General features: G+C 44.5%; 7 protein-coding genes. 2 read left to right on the top strand and 5 right to left on the bottom strand.

Annotated features, from left to right (window positions below; translation table 11 throughout):
* Positions 1–64: 64 nt before the first annotated feature.
* Entirely contained in the window at positions 65–535 is a 471-nt protein-coding gene (locus L5M40_RS00370) for a GNAT family N-acetyltransferase (protein ID WP_105252433.1), read from the bottom strand.
* Positions 536–856: 321 nt separating this feature from the next.
* On the opposite strand from L5M40_RS00370, the gene L5M40_RS00365 reads away from it, so the two are divergent.
* Complete coding sequence (locus tag L5M40_RS00365) at positions 857–1870, top strand: D-alanine--D-alanine ligase (RefSeq protein ID WP_168825124.1); 1014 nt, start codon at positions 857–859, stop codon at positions 1868–1870.
* A gap of 206 nt (positions 1871–2076) precedes the next feature.
* On the opposite strand, the gene L5M40_RS00360 is transcribed toward L5M40_RS00365, so the two are convergent.
* From L5M40_RS00360 to L5M40_RS00345, 4 genes are all read right to left on the bottom strand, one after another.
* The gene (locus L5M40_RS00360) at positions 2077–4341 is read right to left on the bottom strand and encodes an EAL domain-containing protein (protein WP_263175452.1); all 2265 of its coding nucleotides are present in this window, start codon (positions 4339–4341) and stop codon (positions 2077–2079) included.
* Between the two features lie 148 nt (positions 4342–4489).
* Positions 4490–5704 (bottom strand): RsmB/NOP family class I SAM-dependent RNA methyltransferase, encoded by a 1215-nt coding sequence (locus L5M40_RS00355; protein ID WP_173245073.1) that lies wholly within the window; start codon positions 5702–5704, stop codon positions 4490–4492.
* Between the two features lie 143 nt (positions 5705–5847).
* The gene (locus tag L5M40_RS00350; protein ID WP_028760037.1) at positions 5848–7119 is read right to left on the bottom strand and encodes a sugar MFS transporter; all 1272 of its coding nucleotides are present in this window, start codon (positions 7117–7119) and stop codon (positions 5848–5850) included.
* A 141-nt stretch (positions 7120–7260) separates the two neighbouring features.
* Positions 7261–8883 carry an alpha-glucosidase family protein gene (locus tag L5M40_RS00345; protein WP_263175451.1) on the bottom strand — a complete coding sequence of 541 codons (1623 nt, stop codon included), beginning with the start codon at positions 8881–8883 and terminating at the stop codon, positions 7261–7263.
* A 494-nt stretch (positions 8884–9377) separates the two neighbouring features.
* Between L5M40_RS00345 and L5M40_RS00340 the strand changes: the two genes are divergently transcribed.
* Positions 9378–12200, top strand: a complete 2823-nt coding sequence (locus tag L5M40_RS00340) for a TonB-dependent receptor (protein WP_263256162.1) — start codon at positions 9378–9380, stop codon at positions 12198–12200.
* Positions 12201–12225: the final 25 nt, after the last annotated feature.

The following is a 12225-nucleotide window of genomic DNA, read 5'->3' as shown; positions in this document are numbered from 1 at the left end:
ACGTTTTTCCTGTACCCGAAGGCACAAGGACAACGGATCTGTTTATGCTCGCTCGAGCCAAGAATTAGCCGTTTGGTTCACTCAAAACTAAGCTGTAGCGAAAGGATGTTTTGGTAAACCCTATACTTTCATAGTATTGCTGTGTGGCAATGCGCTGCATCGATGTAGTGAGTTCGAGTAACTGGCAATTCTCTTGCTTTCCCCTTTCTTTCGCAAAGGCGATCAACTGAGAGCCAACGCCCTGACCCCGCATGTCGGCATCCACCACAATTGCGGTTATACGACAGATACGACTCAAGGCGGGGAAATAATCAAAGAACATTAAGGCCATCACAGCGACAACTTGCAGGTCACCCTGCGCATTATGTTGCTCATACACCAGTAATTCATCACTGCGGCGCAGAGAATCATGCTGATATTGGCTTAACGTCTGGGCTAAAGCGGCATGGGGCAAAGAATAACCGAGTTGCTCAAGTAATACCTGCACACTATCTGTATCCTGTAAGCGGGCTAACCGAATATTTTTATTCACCATGAGATACCATGCTGTAATCTGCCTAAAGTCAATGTCACTCGTACTGGGTTGCATAGTTTAGGTGACGGTGACGAAGCAATAGTCCAACGACATTGCCATCTCACGCCACAAAAATCAAAATAAACCCGACAAAGGCACAAGCCCATATTTGCAATGCGATGTAATGCGTTAAAATTCACCACTTAATAGCCATCAGTCAGCAAAACCTTGCACTCATAGGGGCAAGAAAACTAAGATGACAGCGGCTGTACTATAGGATGATATTCGTATTGCCACAGGCCGATGTCATCCGATTTTGCTCACTTTGAGGAATCACTCACAATGTCTAAGATCAACCTGCTTTTGCTGTGCGGCGGCGGAAGTGCCGAACACGATATTTCACTCATGTCGGCCAATTATTTTGAAACCTCACTGGCAAAATCCGAGCAGTTTTGTGTATTGCGTGTCGAACTGGATAAATTTGGTCAATACCGCACCGCTGCGGGTGATGATTGTGAACTGACCAATAGCCGCGAAATTCGCTTCCGCGATGAGAGCAAAGCCCCATGGCCGGTCGATTACGTCATTCCCTGCATTCATGGCTATCCCGGCGAAACAGGTGACATTCAATCCTATTTTAATTTGATCCAACTGCCCTATTTTGGCTGTGAATCCGAGGCTAGCAGTAACTGCTTTAATAAGATCACCGCTAAAATGTGGTTCTCTGCCTTAGGTATTCCGAATACCCCGTATATTTTCCTAAACCAATTCGATGATGCAGCAATAGAGCAAACCCAAGCCGCATTAGCACTATGGGGATCCATCTTCGTCAAAGCGGCCTCACAGGGTTCCTCTGTTGGTTGTTATAAAGTCGATGACAGCGATAAAGTCGCTGGCGTGCTTAAAGATGCTTTCGGCTATGCGCCCTATGTTATCGTTGAAAAAACCATTAAAGCCCGTGAGTTAGAAGTCGCAGTATACGAGTACAACGGTGAAGTGGTGGCGACAGTACCAGGTGAAATCATCTGTGATACCAACACCTTCTACACCTTCGATGAGAAATACGCCAAAAATAGTAAAGCACGCACCGATGTGGTGGCACAGCATGTGTCAGCTGAGATCAGTGAACAAATCCGCGCCTATGCAATCAAGGCATTTAAAGGTATGAAATTGCGTCACCTGTCGCGCATCGACTTTTTCTTAACCGCGGACAATGAAATTTTACTAAATGAAATCAATACCTTCCCTGGTTCCACGCCGATTTCTATGTTCCCCAAAATGCTGCAAAATCACGGTCATGACTTTACTGAATACTTGAGTCTAGTGATTAACAGCCAGATAACCGCTAAATCTTAGCGCTCGCCACCTGACTCAATGTGAACGCAGAGACTCAGTGCAGCACCTGTTTCCAGTAATAAAAAGAGCGCCTCGGCGCTCTTTTTATTTATTATGTTTCAATGTTTTATATCTAAAACTTGAATTATTACCTTACATCTAAACCCAATATTAAAATCAGACTGCCACTGATTAAGCCGCCCTCACATCTAGGTCAAACATCAAGGTCAAACGTCAAACCCCTTATGCAACTCAGCTTGCTTTGCCAACAGGGCAAAGAATGCAGCTTTGGGCATAGGCTTATAAAATAAATAGCCTTGAATTTCTTGAATATGATTCGCCATTACAAATTTAAGCTGGGACTCAGTTTCTACCCCTTCTGCCGTCACAGTTAAATCTAACGCATGGCTTAAACGCACTATGGCCTCCACCAACGCTTCGTGGCGTTTGCCTTCATCTAATCTGTCGATAAAGCTCTTATCGATTTTAATTTGATCGATCGGGAAATTAGCCAAATAGGATAAGGACGAATAGCCAGTGCCAAAGTCATCCAAAGAAATTTTAATCCCCTTAACCCGCAAACCATTAAGCACATCAATAAGATACGTATGCTGCTTCATCAGCAAAGATTCAGTGATCTCAAGGGTTAATCTATCATAAGGGAAATCTGTCACCTCAAGTTGCTCGATAATCGCAGCAAAGGATTCCACAAAGGCATCTTGTAGTTCATGGGACCAAAACTCAAAAGTCGAGACATTCACCGATAAATTAATGGGCCAATTTCGTTCCTGCATCTCTAAAATAGTCTGCATAGCACCAAGGCGAACATCTCGACCAATATCAACGATTAAACCACTGTTCTCAGCGATGGGAATAAATTCATCGGGTGGAATAAACGTTCCCTCATGCTGCCAGCGCAGCAGCACTTCAGCACGGACAATCAGGCCTGTGGTCGCATTGACTATAGGTTGGTAATAAAGCTCGAAGGTATGCTGATCTAATGCCTGCTTAAGCTGATTATGAAGGCTAGCAACACGCTCGGCATTTAGCTGCATTTGTTCAGTAAAAAAATGATATCGATTGCGGCCATTTGCCTTAGAAATATACATGGCCTGATCGGCACAATTTAACAACTGTTCAAGATCGAGGGCATCTTCAGGAAAACGTGCAATCCCTATACTTACCGAGCTATAAACACCTTTTCCATCAGCTAGCACATAATGTTTTGCCACATTTTTGTTAATTGTATCTGCAATTTGTGCCAATTCTTTCTGGTTAACAACCCCAGGTAATAGCAAGGCAAACTCATCCCCTCCTAAGCGTGCAAACACCATAGTGTCATCGACACACTCGCTGATCTGTTTAACCACTTGCACTAACAGTGCATCACCTTTGTCATGGCCATGGGTGTCGTTGACTTGCTTAAAGTTATCTAAATCCATCAACATAAAACTAAAGCCAGGTGTCAAACTATCGGAGGTAATTAACGCTTGGATCTGCTTGAATAACGCATTGCGATTAGCAAGTCCGGTAAGAGAGTCATTATTGGCCTGATACTTAATCAGCTGCGCCGCTTTCTTACGTTCACTAATGTCTGAAAATAGCCATGCAAAACAGGGTTGCTGACCATTGGACTCTCGGAAGGTCGTGACGATAAGGTCAAGATAAAACTCCTCGCCATTTCCCCTAAGACCCACCAACTCACCCTGCCACATTCTGTCCTGAGCTAAATGCTCAAATAACCCCACTAATTCATTAGATTGGGATGATGCTAAAAAAATCTTAGGATGAAAGTTAGCGATATCAGTATCTTGAGGGATAACTATATGTCTGAAAGCGGGATTAGCATAGAGAACTGCATCGTCAGAATTGGAAATAACCAGAGCAAGGGGTAACCGGTCAAAAATTTTCACAGCTAAATGCTGAAACTCCATTGCACGACTGCGTTCAATGGCTAAACTCGCCAGTCTTGCCGCCTCTGAAATGAGTTCTAAATCCTGCTCTGTTGGGGACTTTATCGTATCATAATACATGGCAAATGTGCCTAGCACTTTACCATGAGTATCTTTGATAGGTTCTGACCAGCAAGATTTAAGACCTGCACGTAATGGCAGTTCTTTATAATTAACCCAGTAAGGATGTTGGGCGATATCTTCAACGATGACACGCTGCGCATAATAGGCAGCCGTGCCACAAGAACCCACATTGGGGCCAATTTCGACACCATTAATGGCTTGATTGTAACTGTCGGGTAAATTGGGGGCGGCACCTAATAACAGACGTTTACCGTCAGCACTGAGGAGTAACACAGACCCTCTGGTTCCTACTTTTTGAGCTTCGATTTTTAAGACTAAGGCATGCAAAATTTCATGTAGCGGTGCGCCATTGAGCAGCATAGAAAGAATACTGCTATAACAAGCTATGCTGACATTGTGGGCGAGTTTAACGTCTGCATGATCGAGCAGATCTGGAAGGTTAACGCCGTACGCCATAATTTCCTTAAGAGCAAAGTTGCAATATAAATACTGATTAACAATGTTAAATATTTATAACTTATAAGAAATTCTAGGCACTAATGTTAATTAAGTAAACCCTTTACCTGCGCGGTAAAAGGTTTACTTTAGTCTAAAAAGCAATGCTTTATTCTTGAATACGTTCAAGTTTGGCAAGGTAAAAGCCATCAAAGCCGCTATCGGCTGGGCTGATACTTTCATCTTCAATCAGGCGAAAGTTGGGGTTCTCGGCTAAAAACGCATCCACTTGACCGCGGTTCTCGCAAGGGAAGATAGAACAAGTCGCATAGACGACTATGCCACCGACTTTGACCATGCGACTGTAACTGCTCAAAATGTGTTTTTGCAGTTCCATTAACACGGGTAAACGCTCTACGGTATCACGCCATTTTGCATCGGGATTACGCTTTAATACACCCAAACCAGAGCAAGGCACATCAAGCAATACCCTATCGGCACTGAGCTTTAAGCGTTTAATGGTTTTACTGCTGGCGATAACACGGGTTTCGACATTGTGTGCACCATTACGACGGGCACGCTCCTTAAGTTTGTCGAGTTTCCATTGCTCCACATCCATGGCCAACAAGCGCCCTTTGCCCTGCATTTGCGCGGCTATGTGTAAGGTTTTACCGCCCGCGCCTGCGCAAGCGTCAATAACTTTCATCCCCGGCTTGGCATCAAGCGCCGCAGCTACGCGCTGAGAGCCCGCATCCTGCTGCTCGAATAAGCCATCTTTAAAGCTTTGGGTACGGAACAAGGCAGAATCGGAGGTCACTTCAAGGGCAGAATCAACCCCATCAACACAGAGCGTGCTCACAAACTCAGCGGCAAGCTTAGCGGCCAGTTCATCACGAGTCACCTTAAGGCTATTAGCGCGTAAAAAACGTTTCGGCGCTGTACTTAACGCGGCGCGCTCTTTTTCCCAAGACTCACCTAGTTGCTCACGACCCATAACATCGAGCCACTCAGGGCAACCGTCCCACAATACAGGCTTAGTTTTCGCTTGCTCGATACGCTCAGCTAAACGCACCTCATCAACTTGCAGCGAATATTGCATTTTAGGCAGTTCAAGCCCGTGGAATAAATGCCAAGCATTAAGCAATTTAGAGCCAAAACGCTCCATCTCATCTGGACTAATTTCCGCCAGATAACAATATAAATTTAAACGACGTAGGATATCACCCGTCGTTAATGCGATACGCGCCTGCTCGGCGGGTACTAATTGCAACCCAGAAAAATGCTGAGAATAGGCCCGATCTAAGGGTTTTCCTTGGCTCAGCACCATAGTTAAGATACTGATCACTAATTCGTTCGAGCTGGCAGAAAGCGGAGAATTCAACATTTAAAAGGTCACCATGAATGATAAAACCGGAGGATCATAGGAGGTCAGGCCCTAATACGCAAGCGCGCTGGCGCCGAGTTAAGGTTAAAGCCATAAAAAAAGCGATCCTAAGATCGCTTTTTTGCCACAGTCAGTTTAACCCATTACATTTTTGAGCCTTTAGCCCCGTAGAACAGGATAAAACCATAACAAATCACGGGTAGAATAAAGGCGAGCTGAACGCCAAGATTATCCGCTAACATGCCTTGGAATAAAGGCAAAATCGCGCCGCCCACAATCGCCAAACACAGAATGCCACTGCCCTGTGAAGTGTGTGGACCTAAATCACGAAGTGCTAAGCTGAAGATCGTTGGGAACATAATCGAGTTAAATAACCCCACCCCAAGGATTGCCCACATGGCAATGCTGCCACTAGTTGTCATCGCTGCAACCACAAGTAGCGCCGCCATAAAAGCATTAAATGCAAGCACTGAGCCTGCTGGTACTTTTTGCATCACCACAGAGCCAATGAAACGTCCCACCATAGCGCCGCCCCAATAATAGGCGATGTAATGGGCGGCTTCGGCTTCTGGCATACCCGCTATATGGCTTTCACCTAAGAAGCTAACTAAAAAGCTACCGATAGACACTTCTGCGCCTACATACACGAAAATACCCACAGCACCGAGCACTAAGTGCTTGCTTTGCAAGGCACTGGTTTTACCAAGATGGGTTTGAACTTCACCTTGAACACTTTCATCATGCTCACGGATCACAGGTAAATCTAACTTCGCAAAAATCAGCGCTAGAATAGCCAAGGCGCCAGAAAGTAACAGGTATGGCAGTTTAACCACTTCCGCTTCAGCGCTCGCTTGGGCTAAATCGCCTGATACTGAACTGGCAACAGAAAGAATTAACATAGCACCAAAAAACGGCGCAACCGTTGTGCCTAAGGCGTTGAACGCTTGCGTTAAGTTCAAACGACTCGACGCAGTTTCGCTACTGCCTAAGGCATTGACATAAGGATTGGCTGCCACTTGCAGGATTGTGATGCCTGATGCCAAAACAAATAATGCACCGAGGAACAAGTTGTAAGTAGCGAGGGCCGCCGCGGGATAAAACAGCGCACAACCAATACTTGCAATCACGAGACCAGTAACAATTCCCTTTTGATAACCCAGCTTTTTCACTAAGTTACCCGCAGGGATTGAGACTAGAAAATAAGCACCGAAGAAACAAAACTGGATCAACATGGCTTGAGTATAATTCAGTGAAAACACCGCTTTAAGATGCGGGATCAGAATATCGTTCAAGCAGGTGATAAAACCCCACATAAAAAACAGTGAAGTCAATGAGATCAAGGCAAAACGATAACTGCCCGACCCATTTTCGCCAGTGCTGCTCGTGTAGCTACCGGTATTAATTGATGACGCCATAGTTATTCTCTCTGTATGTTTTTATTATCAGGAACTAATTAAGGTTACATTCCCCATGGTGCCCGTGGGCGGGTTTATATCAAACTGTGGGCTTGGCATCCCGTATCTATAACACTTCAACCGAATAAAAATGAATCATTTTCACTTTAACACTGCATAAAAGCTGGTAAATGCCGAAAACTTCAGCTGATTGTGTTCTATTTGTGCGGTTTTAAGGCCGTGTCCCGTCAGCGACTCACTGATTTCAAATGCAGAGAAATCAAACTCGACCTCGGTATCACCTAAATTGAATCCCACGAGCACTTTTATATCGCCTAAGGTGCGAACAAAGGCCAAAATGGGCTCCTTTGTATCAACAAATTTAATATCACCTTCAACTAACACTGGGTGTAACTTACGCCAAGCCAGAAAACGTCGATAACCATTGAGCATAGAATCAGCATCAGATTCTTGTACATCCACAGCTAACGCTTGGTGCGCAGGTGGAATTGGCAGCCAAGGAGAAACATCACTAAAGCCACTAAAGTCAGCGCCTTGCTGCCACGGCATTGGCGTACGGCAACCATCACGCCCCTTAAACATAGGCCAAAATGTTTTGCCAAAGGGATCTTGCAGCTCATGGTATTCAATTGGCGCCTCGGTTAGACCGAGTTCTTCACCTTGATAACTACATATACTGCCGCGCAGCGAACTTAGCATGGCATTGAGCATTTTGACCATGTCTGAATTCTGCTTACCTTGCCCCCAACGACTCGCTACGCGCTGCACATCATGATTGCCGATAGCCCAACATGGCCAGCCATCACCTATGCTCGCTTCCAAAGCCTCTACGGTTTGGCGAATATAACTTGCGCTGTAATCATCAGTCAGCAGCTCAAAACTGTAGGCCATATGCAGGCGATCTTCGCCCTTAGTGTAGGCAGCCATTACAGCCAAAGAATCTTCGGCAGAGACTTCGCCTAAGGTCACCGCTCCTGGATAGCGATTGATGAGTTTTCGTAAATCTTCAATAAAAGCGATGGTTTGCGGACGGTCATTATTGTAGTAATGGTATTGATAGGCGTAAGGGTTATCTTCACTGAAACCACGGCCCTGACGTTTATCCTTAGGCTTTGCCGGATTATCCCTGAGCAGTTCATCGTGATAACAGAAGGTAATGGCATCTAAGCGGAAGCCATCTACCCCCTTTTTAAGCCAAAATTCAACGTTATCCAGCACAGCTTGGCGCACTTCGGGATGATGGAAATTAATATCGGGCTGACTACGCAGGAAGTTATGTAAATAGTATTGCTGTCTGCGCGGTTCCCACTCCCAAGCACAACCGCCAAAAATCGCGAGCCAGTTGTTAGGCGCTGTACCGTCTTCCTTAGGATCGGCCCACACATACCAATCCGCCTTGGGATTCATACGGTTTTCGCGGCTCTCGATAAACCACGCATGTTGGTCCGAGGTATGACTTAATACTTGATCAATAATGACCTTAATACCTAAACCGTGGGCTTTTTCAATCAATTCATCGAAATCATGCATAGTGCCAAAAAGAGGGTCAACTTCACGGTAATCACTGATGTCGTAGCCAAAATCTGCCATAGGAGATTTAAAGAAAGGTGAAATCCAGATGGCATCGACATTAAGACTCGCAATGTAATCCAGCTTTATGATAATGCCGCGTAAATCCCCGACGCCGTCACCATCGGTATCTAAAAGGCTACGCGGATAAATTTGGTAAATCACAGCACCACGCCACCACGTTAACTCACTCATTGTTGCCCCTTTATCATTATTCTACAGCGAACTTTCCCTAACACACTCAAGCAAACAGTTATCGTTTTGTTACTGCAGAGTAAAGTCATCGCGGCTTCTTTTGTGTTACCGAGCATACGTGAAGAGGGAAATAAGGTTCAATACACCTGCATACGTATGCAGAAGATGCAGCCAATAGTCACATGGCATCACAATGAAATTTACTTTTTAGTAACAGTCACTTGATTACAAAATAAAATCATTTTATTCCCTGAGTTCACCCTCTATCACAGTCTATTCTTAACTCTGCTAGGTATTGAATACGTATGCACTCTGTTGTTCAGCTAAGAAACTCGGGAGTAGTATCTTCACCGTTGCATAACAATTTGGTCATAAACGCAGCACTTATGCAGTCAATTAAGCGCCCATATACCAAAAAAAGGCCGCAAAAATAACGCGGTGATAACGATAAACGCTCTACAAAGCGATAAAGCGACTCCAAGGGGAAGAGAGATATGATGCGATTTAAACCCAGTTTGCTAACCTTAGCGCTCATCGCCGCAGGTGCCAGTATGCACTCCTATGCGGCAGATGAAGTGACCACAGATAAGGAAGCAAAAGCAAAAGAAGCTGCTATTGAGGTTATTGAAGTTAAAGGCTTTAGAACCAGTGTCATCAAATCACTAAATGATAAACGCTTTGGAGATACCGTCTCTGAATCGATTTCAGCAGATGATCTTGGCGCCCTTCCCGATCAGTCAATCGCTGATGCACTGACTCGCTTACCAGGCGTGACCGCTGTGCGCACTGGTGGACAAGCAAGCGGCCTCAATATTCGAGGTCTTGATGGTGATTTCGTCTTTGCAACGCTTAATGGACACGAACAAGTGACAACGGGCGGTAAACGCGCGATTGAGTTTGACCAATATCCATCCGAATTAATTAGTCAAGCCGCCGTCTATAAAACACCAAAAGCCTCGCTCATTGAAGGAGGCGTCGCCGGTACGGTAGAATTAAAAACCGCAGATCCCTTAAAAAGCGACAAAGACCAATCATTTAATATCAATGCTCGCGGCAGTTTTAATGACAGAGCGGATGAGATTTCCGATGCCGATCAATATGGCAACCGTCTTAGCTTTGCCTATCAAGGCAAATTCCTTGAAGATACACTCGGTGTGGCGCTAGGCTATGCCCATTTGTACCAACCTTATGTTGCCAGTCAATTCATTGGTTTACGTTTCAACGACGATAAAAAAGATGTCAATGGCGACGGTGCTGCCGAATCAATCAGTGAAGGTTTTGAGTTACAGCAAAAAGGCGGTGATGATACACGTGATGGTTATATGGCTGCTATCCATTGGCAACCAACAGACAATCTCAGTGTAAAAAGTGATTTATTCCATTCAAAATTCACTTCCGAAAACTTTGCCCGAGGCTTTCGCGTTAAGTCATTAAAAAACGGTACTATTAGTGATGCGGTTGTCGAAAATGGTTCTATGACAGGCGGAACGGTATCAACTGATGGTACTGATAACTTTGCCGTTTTTGTTATCAATGATAACGACTCAAAATATTCAGAACTGACATCAGGCTCAGTCAATATTGAGTGGAACAATGGCGGCGCATTAACTGTCGCAGGTGATGTGAGCTATTCAAAAGCCGATGGTGAGTTCGTCAACGGCGGTACTCGTGCCGTTTTATATGATGATATAGGTAATGAAGTACGCTCAGCCGAATCAATTAATTATCAACTACATGGTTTAAGCCCAGCCGATGTCAGTTTTTCAAACGACTATACCAATACCGCGACCTTGGGTTTAAAAGAAGTGGGTATGTGGCCATACGATCAACAAAATGATCTTGTCGCCTACAAGTTAGACTTTAACTATGCATTAGATTCTGGTTTCTTAACTTCAGTTGATTTTGGTCTGCGCTACTCAGAACGTGAGTTTAATGCGCAACGTTCACAAGCCGGTTATGGTTTTGAATTTGGTAAAAACCCAACTAACCAACCGGTGCTTCAAATGAGCACTGACATGACAAATGTCGTCAACTTTGGCGGTGAATTATCTGGTTACCCTAACTTCCTTTCAGTTGATTTTAACAAAGCCATTGAGCTGGTTAACGCGCAGTTAGCAGCAACGGGACAATCCCCTTTCACCCCGACAGCAAATTGGTCTAATAACTGGACCATGATCCAAAGCGGTTCGGTCAATGAAGATGTATTAGCTGGCTATGTCCAAGGTAATCTCGAGTTTGACTTAGGCGATATGAAAGTCACGGGTAACGTGGGCGTGCGTGTTGTTCAAACAGATCAAAGCAGTAAAGGTCTACAACAAGTTGGCTATGGTCTAGGTGAAGCGATTACTGATGAACTTGGCGTGGTCAGTACCGATTATATCCGTAACGAGATAGGTAAAACCTATACCGATTATTTACCGTCACTCAACTTAACTTTCCACCTCACTGAAAATGATCAACTGCGCTTTGCTGCAGCCTCTGTGATGTCACGTCCTCCAATCGACAAGCTAAAGTCAGGCATGGGATCTTGGTATGACGATTCTGCTACACCGGGATACAAAAAGTACAATGCTTGGGGTAACACCAGTCCTCTACTCGATCCGTTTTATGCCGATCAATACGACTTATCTTACGAGCACTATTTTGAAGATTCTGAAGGTGCGGTTGTCGTAGCCTTGTTCTACAAAGATATTAAATCCTTTATCAACAACTTTACAATCCAACCATTTGATTTTGAAGGTAATGGATTTATCGTCCCCGATACTATTATCGATAATGGTGTTGAATTCCCAGTAGTGAAAGATGAAGGTCAATATCAAACTGCGATCAACAACGACAATGGCGGCTACATTCGTGGTGTTGAGTTAGGTTATACCCAAGTCTTTGATTTCCTACCATCGCCACTCAGCGGTCTTGGCTTCACTGGCAGCTACTCGTATTCAGACAGTGAAGTGGAATTTACCACAGATTTAAGTGGTTCAAACTTAACCATTCCATTACCAGGTTTATCAGAAAGCGTACTCAACACCACCTTGTTCTATACTCTGGACGGTTTCGATACTCGCGTCAGCATGAGATATCGTAGCAGCTATGTTTCAGAACAAGTGGCAGTTGAATCACAACTTGCTTTCTTCGATGCCGAAACGATTGTGGATTATCAAGCTTCATACGCTCTGGAAAATGGACTTAAGTTCTTATTCCAAATTAATAACTTAACTGATGAACCGAACAAAACCTATTTTGGTGAAGAACATCAGACAGGAACAATCCAATACTTCGGTAGACAGTACTTCCTAGGGTTAAGTTACTCTTTATAAACTACCCCAAATAAAGCCTGCTTCA

Source organism: Shewanella sp. SM68, from assembly GCF_025653925.1.
GTDB lineage: Bacteria > Pseudomonadota > Gammaproteobacteria > Enterobacterales > Shewanellaceae > Shewanella > Shewanella oncorhynchi.
This window is presented reverse-complemented; position numbering and strand designations above follow the sequence as displayed.

Coding starts and splice junctions, on each gene's coding strand:
- L5M40_RS00370 (WP_105252433.1), bottom strand. CDS start 535: ATGGTGAATAAAAATATTCGGTTAGCCCGCTTACAGGATACAGATAGT.
- L5M40_RS00350 (WP_028760037.1), bottom strand. CDS start 7,119: ATGGCGTCATCAATTAATACCGGTAGCTACACGAGCAGCACTGGCGAA.
- L5M40_RS00345 (WP_263175451.1), bottom strand. CDS start 8,883: ATGAGTGAGTTAACGTGGTGGCGTGGTGCTGTGATTTACCAAATTTAT.
- L5M40_RS00355 (WP_173245073.1), bottom strand. CDS start 5,704: ATGTTGAATTCTCCGCTTTCTGCCAGCTCGAACGAATTAGTGATCAGT.
- L5M40_RS00340 (WP_263256162.1), top strand. CDS start 9,378: ATGATGCGATTTAAACCCAGTTTGCTAACCTTAGCGCTCATCGCCGCA.
- L5M40_RS00365 (WP_168825124.1), top strand. CDS start 857: ATGTCTAAGATCAACCTGCTTTTGCTGTGCGGCGGCGGAAGTGCCGAA.
- L5M40_RS00360 (WP_263175452.1), bottom strand. CDS start 4,341: ATGGCGTACGGCGTTAACCTTCCAGATCTGCTCGATCATGCAGACGTT.